Source organism: Guptibacillus hwajinpoensis (genome assembly GCF_001039475.1).
Taxonomy (GTDB): Bacteria; Bacillota; Bacilli; order Bacillales; family Guptibacillaceae; genus Guptibacillus; species Guptibacillus hwajinpoensis.
In genome coordinates this window covers 716763-739270 of sequence record NZ_LELK01000004.1, presented here as the reverse complement: position 1 = coordinate 739270, position 22508 = coordinate 716763, and the positions used below count along the sequence as shown (strand labels likewise).

Genomic DNA, 22508 nt, shown 5'->3' with positions numbered 1-22508 from the left:
TCAACCGCATTAAAGACCCAATTATATTTATTTAATTATTGCGCTTCTTCAATGTTATGAAGGCGGTGTTCTTTTACGAATAACAAACCTAGCTCATGATGCTCGTTGTGATACAGCGCTTTTTGTACAAACCTTACTTCTCCGTTAAAATCGAGAACCTCTAATTTGCAATGTGCCGCATTTCTTTGGAGTGCGGTATAGAAGTCAGTCCCTTTTCCTAGCGGAATACCGTTCACTTTGGAAATCACTTCACCAACATGTAAATTCATTTGATCTGCTGGAGACTCGGGTAGAATACCGAGAATGACGAGACCTTCATTTCGTTCGTTAAAATAGGCTGCTTTATTTTTACCGCGATGCAGCAGGAGAATTGTCGCTCTCATAATAACTACAATACCTAACGTAATCAATGCAAGCCAATGACTATTCATAACATAACTGACTAATCCAATAGCGACAGCACTGATTCCTAACAGCAATACCTGTCTTCCATTCCGTTTAAGTTCAGGAACTGGTAGTGCATGGTGAATGAGTTTTTGAAAACCAATTGGGAGTGGGATTAACAGAAATGAATAGGTTTGTTCTCCAAAGTGTAAAAGCGGCCACCATGAGAATGCTTCGACATTGCCAATTGGAAGAAAGAGAAAGAGTGGAATCAACCAGAGTCGCTGAACTTCATGACCCCCGACAAGCTTTCCACGTTTACTTTCCACTAATCTTGGCGATGTCTGCCTAACAGCATTCCTAGAAATGAGTATACCTTCCATGATCACAAGAATCCCAACTAACAGGACGATCGCAATCATTGAGCTTGAACCTATACCGTCTTGAATGGAATTTATTTGTTCACTTCCAAAATCAATTGGTGTGTAAAATATAGCGGCAACGACTGGTAAGATAAACGTAAACGCCGGAGAAAGAAATCGAATTTGTCCTGTCACAAGAAGTAAGAAAGCAGCAATGCTTAAAGCTACCGTACTACTGAATGGTAGCGTAATGCCTAAAAATAAGTTTGCTACCATAAATGCTGCACCGGCAATTATTCCCGGTACAATGGCAAACGCCACATCATCAAGAGCATCGTGTACGCGTGTATGAAAGTCACGACGATCTCGTTTCACACGTGAGAGCCCAAGGATGAATGCCCCAATTAGGGTGATATACGTTAAGGGATGTACAAAAAAGCTGATTATCCCCTTTAGTATGGAAAGACCAATAATGTCCATTTAATATTCCTCCATGCTTTTGCCCCTGTCAGAAAAAAATTCCGCAGAATTTCCTGCGGAATAGCTTCGACATCAACAGTTTGTTTCCTTCTTGGAATTATTTAGCAAGTAGCTCCACAGCTGTTTCAAGCTGAACATCGTTCTCAGGATTACGAATCGAGTCTATGATATTCTCTTGAAGTGTCTGAGCCGTTTTTTCGTCGATTTTTCCAGATACATCGATGTTGTTAGAACGCTGGAATGCTTTCACAGCAGTAACCGTTTTGTCACTATAGTAGCCGTCCGTTCGTCCAGGTTCAAAACCAAGTCCCTTTAACATGACTTGCGCTGATTCAACTTGTTTGTTGTTCTGATCGAATTCAAGTGTCTTCTCTGCTGACAATGGATTAACATAGAAATAAGCAGGCTGTTCAGCTTCTACAGTCGGTTTAATGCCTTCTTTATGAATCCAATTTCCATCTGGAGTAAGCCATTTGAACATTGTGAGCTTAATATTGCTTCCGTCTCCTAGATCAACTGTCGTTTGGACTGTGCCTTTTCCAAACGTCTTCTCCCCAACAAGATCATATCCACCAGCTTCTTTAAGAGCTCCCGCTAGAATTTCAGCAGCAGATGCACTTCCACGATCAATTAAACCAACGATTGGGTAGTCTTTTTTCTGTTCTAATGAAGAGACCGAGCGCTGTTTCTCTCCCTGACGATCTTCAATTTGAACGTATGGTTTATTACTTGGAATAATCTCTTCAGCCATATCAGATACAACGTTTAAGAGACCACCTGGGTTATTACGAACATCAAGTACTAGTCCTTCAATACCTTCATCTTCAAGCTTTTTAAGCTCTTTAGAGAAATTTTCTGCTGTGTTTTCTGAGAAAGAAGTCACTTGGAGAACGCCGATTTTCTTACCATTTTTCTCAACCGTTTCGGCATACACCGTTTCAATTGGAATCTCGTCTCTCGTTACCTTCACTTCCATGATTTCAGATACACCTGGACGTTGAACACCTAACTCTACAACCGTGCCTTTTTCGCCGCGTATCTTTAAGACAGCATCATACAGATCAAGTCCTTCCGTACTTTCACCGTCAATTGTCATGATTTTATCGTTTGGACGAAGACCTGCTTTTTCAGCTGGAGAGTCTTTATAAGGTGACACGATTGTCACTCGACCATCATCCATATTAACCTCGGCACCGATTCCTTCAAATGAAGAGCCTAGTGATTGGCTAAACTGCTCTGCAGTTTTTGGATCCATATAAATGGAATAAGGATCATCGAGGGTTTCAATCATTCCTTTGATTGCCCCGTCTAGTAGATCTTTTTGATCGACATCTTTCACATAGCGATCAGTAATCAGCTCATACGTTTTATTTATTTTCGAAAGTTCCTCTGACTCCATGTCGTTTCCTGAGCCGAGCGTCATCGACTGTTCACTTCCTTGAGACTCGTCCTGAAAGAGTGCGAAAGCCGCATATGTACCACCAGAACCCACAAGTAAAGCAATCACGACGAGTAACGCGACAACTTTCCCCTGTATCTTCAATGTACTCACCTCTTCTGATTTGAAGGAAAAGGCACCCCATCATAACGATGCGATGCCTTTTCATCTTATTGTACTATATGATTCAGTTGTTTTCATTATGTTTCCATCTCAGTTTGTGACAGAAGAGTCGATACTTTCGATAGATTAACGAAGGTAGTTCATTGGGTTAACAGAATTTGACTTGCTAGCATTCCATCCACCTTTGTGGATTTCAAAATGCAAATGCTTCCCAGTTGATCTACCAGTATTACCCATCGTACCTAGGTAAGTACCTGCACTTACCGATTGACCAGTAGATACAGCACGGTTTTTCAAATGAGCGTAAACTGTTGTATACATTTGACCGTTAATGCTGTGAGTAATAAATACTACATTACCGTATGAACTTGAGTGATAAGATTTAAGAACTGTACCTGCTGCAGCTGCACTTACAGGTGTATCTCCAGCTCGAGCAATATCAATTCCTTCGTGCATGCCACCCCAGCGGCTTCCATATCCAGATGTGATCGGACCTGCTGCTGGTTTGTTAAAGATTGCGCTACCTGTTGGGGCAGGAGCTGGTGCTGGTTCCGGCTCTGGTGCTGGAGCTGGTGCAGAATTTGAGCTACTTTCACTTGAGCTAGAAGATTTCTCTGCTTTTTTAGCTGCCGCTGCTGCTTCGGCTGCTGCCTTCTCTTTAGCCGCTTTCTCTTTAGCTGCCTTTGCTGCAGCTGCTTTGCGTGCTTCTTCTGCTTTACGCGCTTCTTCTTCAGCACGCTTAATTTCTTGCTGAACAGCCTTTTCTTGTGCTTGTAAAAGTTCAGCACTTTCGTTTAAATCCATCATATGATTATGAAGTTCGCCTTCTTCTTCTTCAAGGGATTCCATAAGTTTATCTTTTTCAGCTTTTTTAGCATCAAGGTCTTTTTTAAGCTGTTCAAGTTCAGCTTTTTGATCTTGTAGTGATGCTAGCTTCTCTTCGACTTCCGCTTTTTTCTCTTCAACAGAAAGCTTGTCGGCTTTATGTTCTTCTAGAATCTTTTTATCTTGATCCGCAATTGTATTAAGAGCTAGAACACGTTCCACTAGATCTCCAAAGTCTTTAGATCCAAGTAATACTTCCATGTAGTCGACAGTTCCGCCACCGTTTTGTTGCATGGAACGAACGCGATCTTTCAGTAGCTTGTCTCGTTCAGCAATGCGATCTTCAAGAACAGCAATTTCTTCTTTAAGCTGATCAATTTCTTCATTTGTTTTATTGATTTCATTTTCTTTTGCTGAAATCTGATCGTCCGTTTCAGCTATTTCGTTTTCAAGACGTTCAATATCTGCATGCACGTCTTCTTGTTCTTCATGTACATCAGCAAGCTCAGACTCTTTTTCTTTAAGCTCCTGCTCATTTTCTGATTGCTTCTTTTTTACGTCATTTAATTTCTCATCAAGATTTGCTGCGACCGTAGTTTCCGGAAGTGCTGCGGCTAATCCGCCAAATCCTAGAGTTAATGTTAATGCTGTTGCGATCAATTTACTCTTCAATCTTTGTTCCTCCCCCGATATAGATGAATCTATTTATCTAGTAATTGTGTCATTAAACTTTCAAGAACTTACGCATTGACGTAAGGCTTCCCCAGACCCCGATAATAACTCCCAGAACGACGAGAAGTCCTGATAGCTGATAAACGAAAGGCGTTACTGGTAGTAAGTCGATAATAAAAGTCGGAAAACGATTTGCGATTAAGTCGATTAAATAATAGTAACCGTAAATTAAAATTCCAATTGGTATGAGCGCACCCAATATCCCAATTAAGACTCCTTCTATTAGAAATGGCCAACGAATAAACCAATTTGTTGCACCTACTAATTTCATAATCTCTATTTCATGACTTCTAGCAACAATTGTAAGTTTAATAGTGTTTGAAATGAGGAACATAGCTGTAAATAGTAATCCGATTACGAGAGCTAGTCCAACATTACGTGCGATTTCCAGAACTTTAAATAGCTTGTTCACCGTATCTTCTGCGAATTCAACGTTCTGTACATTTTCTAGTTGCTCAATTTCTTCCGCAACTTTGTTAACGTCTTGAGGATCCTTTGTTTTCACAAGAAAAGCATCGCTCAATGGGTTTTCTTCTCTTAAGGATTCGAAAACTTCGCCTTCATCCCCAAGATTATCAATTAATTGATCTAGCCCCTCTTCTTTCGATTGGAAAGTGGCTGATTCAACTTCTGAAATATTCTCAATTTTACTCTTTAGTTCGTCCTGTTGTTCTTGTTTAGCTGTTATGTCAACAAATGCACTAATTTCAACATCACTTTCAAGCTGATCACCAAAAGCATTTAAGTTGAGTAGCAGTGCTAGACAAACACCTACAAGAAGTAACGTCACGGTTACAGCTGAAATAGAAGCAAAGGTCATCCAGCCATTTCGACCAAGATTCTTGAAACCTTCTTTTCCATGACGACCAAACGTTTTAATTTTCATACCCGTACTCACCTCTTGCTTCATCACGGGTCACTAAACCGCCATCAATTGCAATAACACGTTTTCTGAATGTATTCACAATATCTTTATTATGAGTTGCCATAATAACAGTCGTACCGCGATTGTTAATTTGATCTAATAAATCCATAATCCCCCAAGCCGTTTCTGGATCCAGATTCCCGGTTGGTTCATCCGTTAACAGAATGCTAGGATTATTCACGATCGCTCTTGCTATTGAAACCCTCTGCTGTTCCCCTCCAGATAGTTCATCTGGTAGAAACCTTGCTTTGTTCTTCAAATTTACGAGACTTAGAACTTCCATGACTCGCTTGCGAGTAGATGCTTTGCTTTCTTCGATGACTTCAAGAGCAAAAGCGACGTTTTCGTACACGGTTAGCTTTGGAAGAAGTTTGAAGTCCTGAAAAACAACGCCGATTTCGCGACGAAGTTTAGGGACGTGCTTGTTCTTCATTTTGCCAACATCTTTTCCATTGATAATGATTGTTCCGCTTGTAGGCACTTCTTCACGATACATCATCCTCATGAAGGTGGATTTACCAGCTCCACTTGGTCCTACTATGTATACAAACTCACTTTTACCTATTTTAATATCAATTCCATTAATGGCTTTAATTCCATTGTTGTATGTTTTCCATACATCTTTCATTTCGATCAAAATATACCACTTCCTACTTGCTTAATTTCTCGATGCAAACTCTTAGGATTCAGGTTTTTAAGTATAGTAAATATCTAATGTATCTTTTACATCTGTAGATATTATAACAGACAATTTCGCTATTTTAGGACAAATTTTTATTACATTTCTGTTTCAACTTCGTGCTAATATGACATCTTCTGCAATGACGCATTAATATTTTATAGAAACTTACACAATCTACATTTTTATACAATCCGTTCTGTTTAAACTTTATTACTACTCTTATTTTAAAGCTCTTTTCCTAGACATTGTTGCTATATGATTGGGTTAATTTCCGCTCCAGGATGCTCGCTTTCCGCGGGGCGGGCGGTGAGCCTCCTTCCGCTACAATTAGCGAAGTGTGGTTTTTATTCAATAATTGATTCAAAAGCAACAATCTATTAGAAAGGAGCCTTTAGAAAATAGACTTTCAAAAAATAGTTGTTCTTGAGTTGGTTCAAAATAAAATTTACATACGAACGGTGGCTGGGGCGGAAATCAACCATTCTCCTTGTAGCAAAAAAAGCTACGAAAACAATCTATTCTAAAGAACCTTAATAAAAAAACACTCACATTTATGCGAGTGCCGACTGATCTTTATTTCATATCTGCTAGCCATTTAGCTACATTTTCTTCTTTTTCGGTATCTCCTCTAAGAATATTACCTGGCATTTGGCCTTTACCGTTTTGAATAATGTTCAAGATTTCATCTTTTGAATAGCTTGAACCAACAGCAGTTAACCCAGGACCTACTTTACCTTGCAAATTCTCACCATGACAGCTTAAGCAATTAGCTTCGTACGTAGCCCGTGCTGCTTCAGCGTCATATTCTCCAGAAGACTCGCTCGTCTTATCTGAAGAGTTGTTTGTGGATCCATCATTCATAGAGCTTTCATTTCCACCGTTTTCGTTACCGCCACCACACGCAGCTAGTCCTAGAATCAGAACCATTCCAAGCACCATACTCATCCACTTTTTCAATTATTTCACTCCTAATGAATCTTTTTACATTACTATTACCTGCTTACTCTCTTTTAAAACCTTCACCCAACACTTCAGTTGCATTTGAAACAATTACAAATGCAGAAGGGTCAACATCTTTAACAAGTTGCTTCAATTTCGTTACTTCGTTTTGTGCGACAACGACCATTAAGATCGGGCGCTTATCGTTTGTATAGCCACCCTGTCCTGAAATTCGAGTTACACCGCGATCGACTACTGTTATAATTCCTTCACGAAGCTCTTCCTCTTTATCTGAAATTATGAGAGCCATTTTGGAATAACCTAGGCCTAGTTGTACAACATCAATCGTCTTTCCTGTTAAGTACATTGCGATGAGCGCATAAAGTGCTTCTTCAAGGCTGAATACAAAAGCTGATGCGACGACGATCAGCCCATCAATCATAAAGACGCATGTTCCTAGCGAAACACCACTATATTTGTTTACAATCTGTGCAGCTAAATCTGTTCCACCAGTAGACGCTTTCCCTCTAAAAACGATCCCAAGACCAAGTCCTACTCCAAGACCGCCGAATAATGCAGCTAGTAATGGATCTGTCGTAGCTGGTTCAACGTTCTCCGTTAATTTAACGACAAATGGAAGAAACAGAGTACCAACAAGGGTTTTCGGACCGTACTTCTTTCCAAGAAAAATCAATCCACTTATAAATAAAGGAATGTTAAATGCCCATTGGACGTATGCAGGTTTCCAATCGAACACCCCTTTCGTAATCGTACTAATTCCGCTTACGCCACCTGAGGCAATACTATTCGGAAGTAAGAAGAGGTTAAACGCAATCGCAACAATGGCAGATCCTACTATAACGCTTATGTACTCTAATATTCTGTGTGATAATGAAACTCTTTTGGCTGTAAACTTCGCTAACGTTGCAATCATAAAGGCATTCACTCACTTATTGTATGTTTTTCGTCCCTGCCGAATTTTCAGCAAAATCCTTCAGTAGTATATCACCGGGCATTTAGGGTGTAAACCGCATTGTAGCAGCGCGTTATCAGATTGAAGTGTTGCATTCCCCTTATCAATTTCGAAGTAACTCCAAGGTTTCATTATCCCTTTTCTTCTTTTTTACTTTGCCCCACCTCAGTTGAAATTAGTTAAACAATTGAAAAAGCCTCTGTTCGAAACAGAGGCTTTCGTATTTTTATTTATTCTCATTTAAACGTGATCGTAGGTAAGCATCAATAAATGGATCGAGGTCTCCATCCATAACCGACTGAGTATTCCCAACTTCTACATTTGTTCGGTGATCTTTCACCATGCTGTAAGGATGAAAAACATACGAACGAATTTGGCTTCCCCAACCAATTTCCTTTTGTTCGCCTCGGATCTCATCAAGCTCTGCTTCCTGTTCCTCAATTTTCAATTGATACAGTTTAGCTTTCAGCATTTTCATTGCTTGTTCACGGTTTTTGATTTGAGACCGCTCTCCCTGACAACTAACGACAACATTTGTAGGCAAGTGCGTAATTCGGACAGCCGAATCGGTCGTGTTGATATGCTGTCCACCAGCACCACTTGCACGATACGTATCAACTTTTAAATCTTCTGTTCGAATATCAATTTCAATTTCGTCGTTAAATTCAGGCATAACCTCACAGGAAACAAATGATGTATGACGTCTCCCACTTGAGTCGAACGGAGAAATACGAACGAGACGATGAACGCCTTTCTCAGCCTTTAAATAGCCGTAAGCATTATGTCCTTTAAAGTTCAAGGTTACGCTCTTTACTCCCGCTTCATCACCAGGTAGATAATCAAGCGTTTCTACTTTGAACCCTTTTTTCTCTCCATAACGTGTATACATACGGAGAAGCATAGATGCCCAGTCCTGCGACTCTGTGCCACCAGCGCCAGGATGAAGTTCAAGAATCGCATTATTCTTATCGTGCTCTTCACTTAAGAGAAGTGTTAATTCGAATTGATTGACTGTTTTTTTCAGATCTTTAATTTCAACCTCAAGGTCTTCAAACAGTTCCTGATCATTTTCTTCCTTTACTAGTTCATATGAAACTTCAAGATTTTCGTACCCTTCTTGAAGCGAATCAAATTCATGAACAACCTCTTTTAAAGCATTTGATTCATTAATAACTTTCTGAGCAGCATTCTGATCATTCCAAAAATCAGGATCTGTCATTTGAATATCTAATTCATCAATCCGAGCTCTCTTATTTTCGAGGTCAAAGAGACCCCCTAAAATCATTTAATCTTGTTTCTATTGTGTTTAGTTCGCTACGAATTTCATGCATTTCCATTGCGTACACCTCAGCTTCGTTATTTTCCATACAATCGAGTGAACCTGCTAGAGCGGCTTGAAGCATACTCCAAGTTCAGTTCGTTTAGTTACAAAGGTGAACCCCACCTCAACGTATTGGTTATACGCTTTAAGATGGGGGACTTCACCAGATAGGCGAGACAGGAAAGTGCTCAGTTGAACACGATATTATTCTGCTTTGCCGTGACAATTCTTATATTTCTTACCGCTTCCGCACGGACAAGGGTCGTTACGACCAATATCCTGCTTCTTCTTAACAGGCTTTGCTTTAGTGCTTCCTTCTTCTTTTGGATTAACAGCTTTTCCTTCAGCTACTTTTTCGCGCTTCAGATTACTTTCAACCTGTGCTTTCATAATATAAGTAGCCACTTCTTCTTCTATTTCTGCAACCATATCTTCAAACATCTCATAACCTTCGAATTGATATTCACGAAGAGGATCGTTTTGACCATATGCTCTTAAATGAATTCCCTGTCGTAGCTGATCCATAGCATCAATGTGATCCATCCATTTACGATCAACACTGCGAAGAAGAATAACTTTCTCAAACTCACGCATGCGCTCTGGCTCAAACGACTCTTCTTTCTCATCGTAATTAACCTTCATTTTCTCTACAAGTAGTTCAACGATTTCCTCTTTATCAAGACCTTTAATGTCTTTTACAGTAACCTGGCCTTCTTGAAGGAAAATTCCTTTAGCATGGTCGATGATCGCTTGGTGATCCCATTCTTCCTGAATATCTTCATCACCTGTATGTGCATCAACCACGCGATTAATAACAGAAGTTAACATCGTTTCAACAATTTCACGTAGATTATCAGATTCAAGCACTTCTGCGCGCTGCGCATATATGATTTCACGCTGTTGTCTCATAACATCATCATACTGAAGAAGCTGCTTACGAGCATCATAGTTGTTACCCTCTACTCGTTTTTGTGCTGATTCAACTGCTCTTGAAACAAGTTTTGATTCAATCGGTTGATCTTCTTCCATACCTAGGCGATTCATCATATTCATCATATTCATCATGTTATCTGAACCAAATCGACGCATCAGTTCATCTTCCATTGAAATATAGAATCTTGATTCACCTGGATCACCTTGACGACCCGAACGTCCTCGGAGCTGATTATCTATACGTCTACTTTCATGACGCTCCGTTCCAAGAATAAACAGTCCACCAAGATCAAGTACACCCGTTCCTAGTTTAATATCTGTACCACGACCAGCCATGTTCGTCGCAATTGTAACAGCACCTTTTTGGCCGGCTGATTCAATGATTTCCGCTTCGCGAGCATGGTTTTTCGCATTCAATATATTATGTGGAACACCCTGTTTTTTTAGGAATTGCGAAATCAATTCTGACGTTTCTACAGCAACTGTACCAACTAGAATTGGCTGTCCTTTACGATGACGTTCTTCGATTTCTCTTGAAAGAGCCTGAAACTTTCCTTTTGTTGATTTATAAACAAGATCAGGATAGTCCATACGAGCAATCGGTTTATTCGTAGGAATCGCAATAACGTTCATATTATAGATGTTACGGAATTCTTCCTCTTCCGTTTTAGCAGTACCTGTCATGCCAGAAAGCTTGTCATACATTCTAAAGTAGTTCTGGAACGTAATCGTAGCAAGCGTCATACTCTCTCTTTGGATGACAAGACCTTCTTTTGCTTCAATAGCCTGGTGTAGTCCATCACTGTAACGGCGGCCAGCCATTAAACGACCTGTGAAGGAGTCAACGATTACAACTTCTTCTTCTTGTACAACGTAGTCCATATCCAGTTGCATAATGAAATTCGCTTTCATCGCCTGGTTAATATGATGATTTAACTGCACATTTTTGTAATCGTATAAGTTCTCGATCGCGAAGAATTTCTCAGCTTTCGTAATTCCATCTTCCGTTAGCTGAACGTTCTTTGTTTTGATATCGACATTGTAGTCGTCTTCTTCTTTTAGTGTCCTAACAAATTGATTCGCTTGAATGTAAAGCGTCGTTGATTTTTCAGCACTTCCAGAAATAATGAGCGGCGTTCTCGCTTCATCAATTAAAACCGAATCCACCTCATCAATGATGGAATAGTGAAGCGGGCGTTGCACCATTTCTTCTTTATAGAGAACCATGTTGTCACGCAGATAGTCGAAACCAAACTCGTTGTTTGTTCCGTAAGTGATGTCAGCAGCGTATGCTTCAGCTTTTTCTTCTTTTGAAAGACCACTAACATTTAAACCAACCGTTAAGCCAAGGAAGTTGTAAAGCTCACCCATTTCTTCTGCGTCACGCTTCGCAAGGTATTCGTTAACTGTGATGACGTGTACGCCTTTACCAGTTAACGCATTAAGATAGACGGGCATTGTGGCACTTAGCGTTTTACCTTCACCCGTTTTCATCTCAGCTATGTTTCCTTCATGTAGCGCTGCCGCTCCCATAATTTGAACAGGAAATGGACGCATGCCTAGAACACGTTCAGATGCTTCGCGAACGGTTGCATACACTTCTGGTAACATTTTATCTAGCTTTTCACCTTTTTGAATTCGCTCTTTGTACTCTTCCGTTTTGTTACGAAGTTGATCATCTGATAACTTTTTCATTGCATCTGAAAAAGTTTCCACTTGATCAGCAATCTTTTGCAAGCGGCTTATCTGACGCTCATTGCCATTCGGTATAATCTTACGTAATAAACCCTTCATAGAAACGCTCCTCTTTTGTTGTCAGTAGAGTGCTATCATGTATCTAACTAAACTTTGAATTTTTTATACTATGTAGTTATTTTAACAATTAGTTGCTAGAGGTACAAGAAAGTTAAAAAACCGTACCTTCATATTCGTATCATGATGAGCAATAGAACGAAAGCTACTTGCATATTTAAAGGGCAGGGGGAAAAATCCCCTGCCCTAGTTCATTTATTCTTTAGTCCTGCTCAATTAATCCGTATTTTCCATCTTTACGGCGGTAGACAACACCTGTGCTACCAGATACGGCATTAGAGAAAACGAAAAAGCTATGACCAAGCATGTCCATTTGTAGAATTGCTTCCTCTACGTCCATTGGCTTGAATGTAAAGCGCTTTGTTTTCACAACCTGTAGTTCGTCTTCATCTACCTCAGCTTCAGCAACGCTTGTTGTTGTAGGATTAAGTTCATCGCGGAACATATATTTAACGCTACCTTCCTGACGGAATTTGCGGTTTACTTTTGTTTTATGCTTGCGAATTTGACGCTCTAGCTTCTCTACAACTAAATCAATTGCTGCATACATATCTTGATGCTCTTCTTCAGCTCGAAGTAGAAGGTTAGGCATTGGAATTGTTACTTCGATCATTTGCTGATCGTTGTAAACCTTCATATTTACATGAACATCAGAATTAGGTGGAGTATCGAAATACCTTTCAAGTTTACTTACCTTCTTCTCAGTATATTCTCTCATTGCAGGTGTAACCTTAATGTTTTCACCACGGATGTTAAAATTCATCATGTGGCACTCCTCCTTCCATGCTATAACTATATATTCGTTATACCCTTCTGATTACCCTCTATAAACTTAAAAAAAATCCAATTATTTTTACGTTTTTTTCACAAAACACCCTATTATCCGACAAAAATTTACACAATTACTTTTTATTACCTTTTTTGGGCATATAAAAAGCTTCTATCGATGATGATAGAAGCTTCATGATTGGATTTTTTATTTAAGATACTTTTTCTACGTTAGCAGCCTGTGGACCGCGATCGCCTTCAATGATTTCGAATTCAACAGTTTGACCTTCTTCTAATGATTTGAATCCTTCGCCACTGATCGCAGAAAAGTGAACAAATACATCGTCACCGTCTTCTCTCTCAATAAATCCGAAACCTTTTTCATTGTTAAACCATTTTACTTTTCCCTGCATCTTGTTCAACATTCCCTTCAGAAATCTTCATGGCATTGCCATATATCAACTATACGCCCAGCTTAAAGTACTGTCAAAGGGGTGTTTTTGTTGATTTAGCTCGAATGAAGGCGTTTTCTTAATAAAGTTTCGACAAAGGGTTAGCCACGGCATAATGTTAACGAACATACGTGCGATGCGCCAGCATGTTTAAGGGTTTTTGCAGCATAATGAAGCGTCGTTCCAGTCGTATATAAATCATCAATCAGTAAACATGCTTTGCCTGTCATGGTCACATTAGGAAGCAACTGAAACATGTCTTCTTTCCGATTCATTCGCTTTGCTCTTGATTTCTTACTTTGCTTTTCTTCATGGTTAACTCGGCACAAAATAGGCTTCTCATGAAACTCAGTTCCTTCAATCCATACCTCGCATTGATTAAACCCTCTTTCATATAGCCTTTCTAAACTAGAGGGAATTGGAATGACGTAATCAACATAGGCATAAGACTTCTTGATTTCATCCTGAAAAATAGCAGAAAATACTCTTCCCGCTTCAACATCACCTCGGAATTTATAAAGAGCAAGAATGTCTTTCATAAAATCGTTGTATTCATAGAAGGATCGATTGAACTTTAGTACATCGCCAAATTCACTAGTACGCCACTTCATGCAATCTGAGCAATCGTGATCGTAGATGTATTCAGGTTTAAGTTTCGAAAGTGGACGACCGCACGTTAAACAAAGTTCACCTGTAATCGGAACAAGCTCCGCCTGACAGGTGTCACAAATAACGCGTTGTGCTGCTAATCCCAATAGGATGCGCCACGATACCTTTCTGTCCAAATCTTCTCCACACCAGACACATCTCACTATTTGAGCCACCCTCTTTCATCCGCTTCTCGATTCATATCGTTAATATGGCAAATAGCTGCTATCATATCATTTGTCTTTCCATAATGAAAGAATCTTACAGAGCCATCAGGATAATCCTTGCTTCTTCCCGCTCTTCCAGCAATCTGAACTAATGCACTTTCAGTAAATACGTCATCCTCAGCACCAATTACAGCAACCGAGACATTTGGAATAGTAATGCCCCGTTCGAGTATGGTTGAGGACAGAAGCACTGGTAGCTCATTGTTTCGAAACTTCATCACTTTATTTACACGATCTTTATCTTCAGAATGTACACCTTCGCACTGAATGTATTCGTTTAAGAGAGGTGTTATTTTATCAATTAACTTAATAGAAGGAAGAAAAAGCAATACCGGTTTTCGGTCATCAATTTGTTGTTGGATCCATTCGATTAAAATAGAGGGTAACTTCTCTTTCTCTATTTTCTTCCTCCAATTTCCTATCCATGTTAAAGATGGAATTGGAAGTGAGAAGCCGTGAAACCTTGCTGGAATACGAACGATATTCTGCCGATTCCGAATCATGGATTTAGGTGGAGTAGCCGTTAAATAAATGAGGGAACTAGTCTTTTTTCGGGATTTTTCAACCGCATACTGGAGAGAAGAATCAGCGTTGTAGGGGAATGCATCTACTTCATCGATAATCATGACATCAAAAAATTCCTTATACCTGATCAATTGATGTGTAGTTGAAATGACAAATCGGGAAGAGTCTTTAGAACTTCCACCGTAAAGAGCCGATAGATCAATAGAAGGAAATACTTTTTTAAAGCGTGGAAACAACTCGAGAACAACGTCTGTTCTTGGCGTTGCAATACATATCGTTTTGTTTTGAGAAAGAGCTTCTTCTAAACCTCGGAATAACACTTCCGTTTTTCCACTGCCACATACCGCCCAAACAAGTAGATCTTCATTTCGTTTGATTGCACGAGTTACAGCTTGAGAAGCTTCTCGTTGGCCACTTGATAATGTCCCCGTCCATTCAAGTGAGATTGAAGATTCCTTTGGTTGGAAAGAAGCAGAAGCAGAATAAAGCGGTGAACAAGAACTAACTTTTCCCATCACGATACAATTTCTACAATAACGGCAGTCTTTCGTTTTACATCGTGCACAAGAAAAGGAGGAGAATGACCGCTTGCTTCCACATCTTATACACGTAAGCTCGCCTTCTTTAAACTGAAGACCAGCTTCTATATGGATAAATCCGTTCAAATAATGAGCATGTAAATCCAAGAGAGGAAAAGGGATTTCATCTATTAAAAGATGTTTCCCTTGTAGAACCTGGAGAAGTTGAAAATTTGGCTTGAAGGACTTGCCTATTGGTTGAAGAGGAAACGACTTATAGTAACTAATGGGATGAAGTAAGGATGAATCTTGTGTCGGGGAGAGTTGCTCAGGGATGAGGACAGTTGAATTGTTAAGTTGAAGGGAAGCAAACCTCATTAGCCTGCTCCCCTTCCTAAAAGGGTAATCATGTCCGGTACCAGCCAAGGCCAAGCGAACCTTCGCCAAGGTGGGTTGCAATAACTGGCCCGAAGTAGCTTAGAATAATTTCTACGTTCGAATACTTCTCTTCTAATTCAGACTTCAGTTTGAGTGCTTCCTCTTTATTATTTGCATATATGACAGTCGCTTTTATAGGTGCGCCATCCTTTGCTGATTCATCAAACAACGAAAGAATTTTGTTTAACGCCTTCTTTCTCGTTCTGATTTTTTCATAAGGGACTATTTGTTTATCTACGAATGTCAGAACAGGTTTAATTTGTAGGAGATTCCCAACAACTAGCTGTGCCGCATTTAATCTGCCTCCTCTATGGAGGTTACTTAAATCGTTTACGAGAAAATAAGCATGCATTCCTTCGCTCTTCATTTCATTAAGTCGTTCTAATATACGATCACTTGAATAACCTTCCTGCGCCATTCGAGCCGCTTCAAGTACATAAAACCCTTGGACCATACAACTAATCTCAGAATCAAACACATGAACATCAGCACCTTCAACCATTCCACCTGCCGAATAAGCAGACTGGAATGTTCCACTTATTCCACTCGAAAGAGTAATGGTTATAATTTCCTCATGTGTTTTCGATAATCTCTCATATGTTTCTATGAAACTTCCTATAGACGGCTGGGATGTTTTAGGGAATTCATTTTCACTCCTGAGTTTTTCGAAGAAGTCGTCTACACCGATCTCCTTCTCTTCTAAAAACGATTCATTTCCAAAAACAACATTAAGCGGGATCATGCTAATGTCATATTCAGAAAGCATTTCGTTAGGTAAATATGCGGTACTGTCCGTAACGATTGCTACTGTTTTCATAAAAACGCCTCTCTTCAATCTATTAAGTGCTTACTTTCATTCTAAACTCAGTCAAGTTAATGATAGAGTATTTTTGTAAATGTGCCAACAGGAGCTTATAATATTTTTGATAATATTTGTCAACCATTATACCCCACATTTTTTAATGTAAATGTCGTAAAATGATGCAATTAGTAAATTAGGCAGTTATTTTGTTACCTGATTGTAATGTTATATTCATCGTTCTGTTATCTCAATCATGTAGACTAGCATTTGTGATAGAGAAAATTTAATGTTTAAACTTATAAATCAGGGGGAATTACATAATGTTTAAGAAAGTCGTGATCACTACTACACTCGCAGGTACTCTTTTGTTTGCACCATCCGTAAGTGAAGCAGCTTTAGGCGACCGTACCCTATACAATGGCATGAGCAACTCTGACGTAACTGAACTTCAAAACGTATTAGACGATAAAGGATATTTTGACTACCATAGAGCAACAGGATATTTCGGAACGGTAACTGAAGACGGTGTACGTGATTTCCAACGTAGCGCAGGAATCAGTGTTGATGGTGTTGTTGGTCCACAAACAGTAAGCGCGCTTACTGGATCTAAATCATCTTCCTCTAAATCTAGCAGCTATTCTTCAAACAGCGGAACAGTTCGCTACGGTGACCGCGGTCAAACTGTTAAAAATCTTCAAAGCCAACTTAAATCAAAAGGTTATTACAGCTATTCAGTAGATGGTGTTTTCGGCTCCATTACTAAACAGGCTGTTCGTAACTTCCAAAGTGCAAATGGTTTAAGCGTTGACGGTGTTGCTGGACCAAACACATTTGGAGCACTTTCTGGTGCTGCATCTGCTAGCAAATCATCTTCTTCAGTGAAGAGTGCATCAACTTCTAACTCTTCTCTTGTATCCATTGCAAAGCAATACATCGGCGTACCTTATGTATGGGCAGGGACTACACCATCAGGATTTGACTGCAGCGGTTTCCTACAATACGTATACAACAAAGCTGGGGAGTCAATCCCGCGTACTGTAGCAAGCATCTGGAATGCAACAGATAGCGTTTCTTCACCATCTGTTGGCGATCTTGTATTCTTTGAAACTTACAAAGCTGGACCATCTCACGCTGGAATCTATATCGGTAACGGTCAGTTCATCCACTCTTCTTCTTCTTACGGAGTAACAATTAGTGATATGGACAACTCTTACTGGGCTCCACGTTACCTTGGTGCTAAGCGCGTATAATAAAATAAGAGAAAGAACCTTCGAATCGGAGGTTCTTTTTTTTATGTTCAAATAATTAGCTGTGTGCGACAGCATTGTTACTTTTGCTATAAGGGAAAAGTAACTTTGTATGAAAACCACACTTCGCTAATTGAAGCGGAAGAATGATCGACTCCTGCAGGACGAGCGGGACAGGTGTGACCCCGCAGGAGCGTTAGCGACGAGGAGGCTCAAGTGTCCCGCCCCGCGGAAAGCGAGCATCCTGCAGCGGAAATTACACCACTCTTACAGCAATAGTCTTTAAGAAAGGCTATGTTAGCTCAAATTGTGGCTTTCTCGATTTTTGGCTCATTCGAGTGAAACCTCAGTTTCACTCGCCTTTCAGCTCTGCTGAAAGGTCGCCGTGTGGTGCCCATTCGCCTGAGCAAATTCATTTGCTCGAAGCGAATGGGCACCACACGGCGTAAATGAGCCAAATATCAACATTGTTCATTAACATAGCCTTAAGAAAAAGCCAATAAAAAAGATGCGCCTCAGCGCACCTTTACCCAACCTTTTTTAATTGCTTCAACAACAGCTTGTGTACGGTCATTAACATTCATCTTTTGAAGAATATTAGACACGTGGTTTTTAACTGTCTTCTCACTAATAAACAAATCTTCACCGATTGAGCGGTTACTCTTTCCATCTGTTAGTAGCTGAAGTACTTCGCATTCTCTTCGCGTTAAGATATGAAGCGGTTTGCGGTATTCAACTTCTTTATAACCGATTTGCGTAGAAGGTCTTTTTCCTTCTGTTGCAAGACGTCTATACTCATTTACAAGGTTGTGCGTCACCTTAGGATGAATGTAAGCTCCACCAGAAGCAACTACTTTCACCGCTTCAACAAGAGAGTTAGCATCCATCTCTTTAAGGAGATAGCCAGCTGCTCCAGTTTTCACAGCATGAGTCACGTACGTTTCGTCATCATGAATCGATAAGATAATAACCTTTGTTGCGGGTACTTGATCAATAAGCTGTCTCGTTGCTTCAACTCCATTGACGTGTGGCATATTGATATCCATTAATACAACATCAGGTTTGTAATCTTCGACAAGACGAAGAGCGTCTCCGCCATCATCACCTTCAGCGATTACTTCAAAATCGTCTTCCATATCTAAAATACGTTTAACTCCCTCGCGAAACAAGCGATGGTCATCTATTATAACAATTTTTGTTTTGGTTTTTGCTGCATACATCGTTTACACGCCCTCCTGTTCATGAATCGGGATTCTGATTAATATATATGTACCCTTTTTCGGCGTTGAACGAACCTGAATCGTACCATTTAATAATCCCACTCGTTCTTTCATCCCGATTAATCCAAATGATTGATCTTTCCGTTCGTTTACATCAAATCCAATTCCATTATCTTCAATGGCTACCACAATCTTATCACCATCAAGACTCAGGTCAACATTTATTTCACTTGCTTCTGCATGCTTTAAAGCATTTTGCACCGCTTCTTGCACAAGACGGAATATTGCTGCTTCTAATCGAACATGAAGTCTTTGAATACGTTCATTATAATCAAAGTAAATAATTGCATCAGAGCGGTCATCTACCTTGTTCAAATACTTCAACAGTGTAGGAATTAATCCCAAATCGTCCAACGCCATTGGACGAAGGTCATAAATGAGTCTTCTCACTTCTTTCAATGCATCTTCAATTAAAGATCGCATATCCTTAATTTCTTTAAAGGCCTCGTCTTTACCCTTTTTCTCGTAAATTCGTTCAATTAACTGTGAGCGCAATAGAACATTCGCTAATACTTGAGCCGGACCATCGTGGATTTCACGCGACAGACGCTTTCTTTCTTCTTCTTGCGCCTCAATAATTCGAAGCCCATACTCTTGCTTTCTACGAGCATCTTCAATCACTTCGCCATAAAGTCTGAGCTCCCCTCCCAAGTAACTTAGGACAGTTGAGATCTGACTCATAAACGACTCTGCTTTTTCTGACGTATTTTGGAGAGAACTTATACGGTTTTCGAGGTCAGAAATTTGATCTCTCAACATTATTTCCTTCTCACTACTTACAGATAGCTTTATTTGGGCGTTGGAAGCCTCCTCATACGCTTTTCTGATTACCGGTTCCCCATAGTCATGGAAGTTCTTACTGATCTTCACAAGCTCCGCACGAGCGATTTGATCTTGCTTAATGCACTCATGCTTTTGGTTCTTCACAGTTTCAAGCTCTTCTCTTAATAATAGAAGCTGCTCATTAATCTCCTGGCGTTCATCATGTGAATGCTCTCCAATTTCGAACAATTTCGACTTACTCGTGTTGATGCTCTCCATTGTCCTGTCTAGAATGACATCTAACGCATTTGGATCCAGCTTTTGACTATCCAAGCTAAACTCCTCCATTCCTTCAAGGGACGGCCATTGGGAAAAGAAAAGATAGTCCAAAAGTACTTCTTTTACAAAATTCGTATGTGGCCGTCTGTTTATGACTTGAGGATATATATTTGATGGATTTATTTAAGGCACTTATAATAAGAAAGACACACGTCGGACTTTTCTTAGGCTTTTATTAATAGATTGTTGCTTTTGAATCAATTATTGAATAAAAAACCACACTTTGCTAATTGTAGCGGAAGGCTGCTCGACTCCTGCGGGACCAGCGGGACAGGTGAGACCCCACAGAGGCTCAAGTGTCCCGCCCCGCGGAAAGCGAGCATCCTGGAGCTGAAATTCTCCCACTATTATAGTAACAATGTCTACGAAAATAGCCTATTCTTATCCATTATAGAAAACCTTTAATTATGTAGTATTCGATGATAACAAACAAATCCCTTTCATTCCTAGTAATGTTCAAGGATTATCTGGAGGAATCAACATGCTCACTTCATATTATACCGTCAAAGGTGATGGACAAAATGAACTTGTGATACAGAAATCACGGTTTATTACTCATGTGAAAAGAACAACAACAGAAGAAGAAGCCCAGGACTTTATACAGTATATTAAGAAAACACATCACAGTGCGAACCACAATTGCTCTGCATATTTAATTGGTGAGCACGACCTTATACAAAAAGCAAACGATGATGGCGAACCTTCAGGTACAGCGGGCGTACCTATGCTTGAAGTATTGAAAAAGCGTCATCTAAAAGATACTACTGTTGTCGTTACCCGTTATTTCGGAGGAATCAAACTTGGGGCAGGGGGATTAATCCGGGCTTATGGACAGGCTGTTTCTGAAGGCCTTAATGAAACAGGTATTGTCGAGCGCAAACTCATGACAAGGATATCTATCAAAATTGATTATACTTTATTAGGTAAAGTCGAAAATGAAATTCGATCATCGAATTATTTATTGAACGACATTCATTATTTAGAGCAAGTTCAAGTTATTACATTTGTGGAAAGCGGTTCTGAAGATACATTTAAAGAGTGGATAACGAACCTTACTAGTGGTCAAGCTTCAATCACTGAGGATGGACAATTATATAATGAGTATGATGTCTAAAATGGTTACTCCTTAGCAGAAAAGGGTACTGGTAATTATATGAATCGCTCCATTTCAACATGAAAGGCCCTCATCAGGGGAAACTGTAGTTAATTGACGAATTTCGAGAAAAAGGGACCACAAGAAACATCTTGCAATAACTACTTATTTTGATATGATATGGAAGGAATGAGTTACTATTCCTCAATTAGAGGGGGATTTCATTGTATTCGTTAACGGAATATATAATAGCGTTTTTGATCTCAATAGCCGTTGCAATTATTGCGACACCTATTGTTAAACGTTTATCGCTTAAATTTAAAATTGCTGACAACGCAAATCAACGTAAAGTCCATAAAGGCGTTATGCCTTCAGCTGGCGGACTCGCTATTTTCGCTGGTACTGCTGCTGGTTTTCTTTACCTCATGCCTTATTCACCGTATATGACCGAGGTTGTTATTGCTGGAACACTTATTATTTTCCTCGGTGTTTTTGATGATAAATTCGTTATTTCACCTAAAGTAAAGCTAATTGGTCAAATTATTGCAGCTGTTATCGTTGCAACCTCAGGACTGCAGGTTGAATTTGTTTCACTTCCATTTGTAGGTCGAATAGAATTTGGCTTTATGAGTTTCATCATTACTGTTCTTTGGATCGTAGGAGTCACGAACTCCATTAATTTAATTGATGGATTAGACGGTTTAGCAGCAGGCGTTTCTACAATTGCTATAGGATCCATTTTAACTATGGCTGTTCTCGATCAACAGTTAGTTGTTATAGCCCTTGCCGTGATCCTTATAGGTAGTACGCTCGGATTCTTGATCTTTAATTTTCATCCAGCCAGTATTTTCATGGGAGATACGGGAGCGCTTTTCCTCGGTTTCTCTATATCGGTCATTTCGATGTTAGGTTTATTTAAAAGCGTTACAGTCTTCAGTCTTATTATACCTGTCATTATTCTCGCTGTTCCAATATTTGATACATTCTTTGCTATTATAAGAAGAATTATGAAGAAGCAAAAAATATCAACGCCTGATAAGTTTCACATTCACCATTGTTTATTAGCCATTGGATTTTCTCATCAGTCTACCGTTATCATCATTTATCTACTCAGCTTCTTCTTTGGCGTATCAGCCATTCTTTTCTCAGCATCTACCCTTTGGGGATCTCTGTTCTTGCTGGTGTTACTCCTAGTCGTGATTCAATTTACTGCTGAGCTAATTGGTGCTATGGGAAATCAGCGTAAACCACTGATCAATACTCTGAAGAAAATTCTGATCTTTACAAGCACGATGAAACGTTAAAAAAGCATCCGCACATGTGCAGATGCTTTTTTCTTTGGCTCTTTTCGTATACATTGCTGCTATAAGAGTGGGGGGATTTCCGCTTCAGGTACTCGCTTTCCGCGGGGCGGGCGTTGAGCACCTTCCGCTCCAATTAGCAACGTGTGGTTTTTTATTTTAAATTCTTTTATTAGAAA

19 protein-coding genes are annotated in these 22508 nt (G+C 39.7%); 3 read left to right on the top strand and 16 right to left on the bottom strand.

All coding sequences use genetic code 11. The features are described from left to right. Positions 1-35 precede the first annotated feature (35 nt). From AB986_RS13800 to AB986_RS13735, 14 genes are all read right to left on the bottom strand, one after another. The gene (locus tag AB986_RS13800) at positions 36-1226 is read right to left on the bottom strand and encodes a PDZ domain-containing protein (RefSeq protein WP_048311691.1); all 1191 of its coding nucleotides are present in this window, start codon (positions 1224-1226) and stop codon (positions 36-38) included. Between the two features lie 97 nt (positions 1227-1323). After that, positions 1324-2763, bottom strand: coding sequence for a S41 family peptidase (locus tag AB986_RS13795; RefSeq protein ID WP_048312886.1), 1440 nt, complete (start codon positions 2761-2763; stop codon positions 1324-1326). 150 nt (positions 2764-2913) lie between these two features. Next, positions 2914-4284, bottom strand: a complete 1371-nt coding sequence (locus AB986_RS13790) for a murein hydrolase activator EnvC family protein (RefSeq protein WP_048311690.1) — start codon at positions 4282-4284, stop codon at positions 2914-2916. 52 nt (positions 4285-4336) lie between these two features. Next, entirely contained in the window at positions 4337-5230 is an 894-nt protein-coding gene (ftsX, locus tag AB986_RS13785; RefSeq protein ID WP_048311689.1) for a permease-like cell division protein FtsX, read from the bottom strand. Next, positions 5220-5906 carry a cell division ATP-binding protein FtsE gene (ftsE, locus tag AB986_RS13780; protein WP_048311688.1) on the bottom strand — a complete coding sequence of 229 codons (687 nt, stop codon included), beginning with the start codon at positions 5904-5906 and terminating at the stop codon, positions 5220-5222. Before ftsE ends, ftsX begins: the two co-directional genes overlap by 11 nt. Before the next feature lie 618 nt (positions 5907-6524). Further along, positions 6525-6908, bottom strand: coding sequence for a c-type cytochrome (locus AB986_RS13775; protein WP_053216190.1), 384 nt, complete (start codon positions 6906-6908; stop codon positions 6525-6527). Between the two features lie 43 nt (positions 6909-6951). Then, positions 6952-7824: a YitT family protein gene (locus AB986_RS13770; RefSeq protein WP_048311687.1), complete on the bottom strand. Its 873-nt coding sequence runs from the start codon at positions 7822-7824 to the stop codon at positions 6952-6954. 265 nt (positions 7825-8089) lie between these two features. Further along, positions 8090-9200 (bottom strand): peptide chain release factor 2 gene (gene prfB, locus AB986_RS13765; protein ID WP_152670995.1). Its coding sequence is split into 2 segments (ribosomal slippage): positions 8090-9127 and positions 9129-9200, totalling 1110 coding nucleotides; the frame shifts between segments, so codons are not numbered across the junction. A gap of 188 nt (positions 9201-9388) precedes the next feature. Then, on the bottom strand, positions 9389-11911 hold the full coding sequence (gene secA, locus AB986_RS13760; protein WP_048311686.1) for a preprotein translocase subunit SecA: 2523 nt from the start codon (positions 11909-11911) through the stop codon (positions 9389-9391). A gap of 220 nt (positions 11912-12131) precedes the next feature. Then, entirely contained in the window at positions 12132-12692 is a 561-nt protein-coding gene (gene hpf / locus AB986_RS13755) for a ribosome hibernation-promoting factor, HPF/YfiA family (protein WP_048312883.1), read from the bottom strand. A 217-nt stretch (positions 12693-12909) separates the two neighbouring features. Further along, entirely contained in the window at positions 12910-13110 is a 201-nt protein-coding gene (locus AB986_RS13750; RefSeq protein WP_048311685.1) for a cold shock domain-containing protein, read from the bottom strand. Between the two features lie 140 nt (positions 13111-13250). Further along, positions 13251-13961: a ComFC family protein gene (locus tag AB986_RS13745; RefSeq protein WP_053216189.1), complete on the bottom strand. Its 711-nt coding sequence runs from the start codon at positions 13959-13961 to the stop codon at positions 13251-13253. Further along, complete coding sequence (locus tag AB986_RS13740; protein WP_048311684.1) at positions 13961-15445, bottom strand: ATP-dependent helicase ComFA; 1485 nt, start codon at positions 15443-15445, stop codon at positions 13961-13963. Before AB986_RS13740 ends, AB986_RS13745 begins: the two co-directional genes overlap by 1 nt. A 28-nt stretch (positions 15446-15473) precedes the next feature. Continuing rightward, positions 15474-16322, bottom strand: coding sequence for a DegV family protein (locus AB986_RS13735; RefSeq protein WP_048311683.1), 849 nt, complete (start codon positions 16320-16322; stop codon positions 15474-15476). A gap of 305 nt (positions 16323-16627) precedes the next feature. Between AB986_RS13735 and AB986_RS13730 the strand changes: the two genes are divergently transcribed. Beyond that, positions 16628-17557 (top strand): C40 family peptidase, encoded by a 930-nt coding sequence (locus tag AB986_RS13730; protein WP_048311682.1) that lies wholly within the window; start codon positions 16628-16630, stop codon positions 17555-17557. Between the two features lie 512 nt (positions 17558-18069). Here AB986_RS13730 and AB986_RS13725 read toward each other — a convergent pair. Both AB986_RS13725 and AB986_RS13720 read right to left on the bottom strand, forming a co-directional pair. After that, positions 18070-18774 carry a response regulator gene (locus AB986_RS13725; RefSeq protein ID WP_048311681.1) on the bottom strand — a complete coding sequence of 235 codons (705 nt, stop codon included), beginning with the start codon at positions 18772-18774 and terminating at the stop codon, positions 18070-18072. 3 nt (positions 18775-18777) lie between these two features. After that, positions 18778-19929 carry a sensor histidine kinase gene (locus AB986_RS13720; protein ID WP_048311680.1) on the bottom strand — a complete coding sequence of 384 codons (1152 nt, stop codon included), beginning with the start codon at positions 19927-19929 and terminating at the stop codon, positions 18778-18780. Between the two features lie 487 nt (positions 19930-20416). On the opposite strand from AB986_RS13720, the gene AB986_RS13715 reads away from it, so the two are divergent. After that, positions 20417-21049, top strand: coding sequence for a YigZ family protein (locus AB986_RS13715; protein WP_048311679.1), 633 nt, complete (start codon positions 20417-20419; stop codon positions 21047-21049). 203 nt (positions 21050-21252) lie between these two features. Beyond that, a complete protein-coding gene (locus AB986_RS13710; protein ID WP_048311678.1) occupies positions 21253-22332 on the top strand; it encodes a glycosyltransferase family 4 protein in 1080 nt (359 codons plus the stop codon). Positions 22333-22508 lie beyond the last annotated feature (176 nt).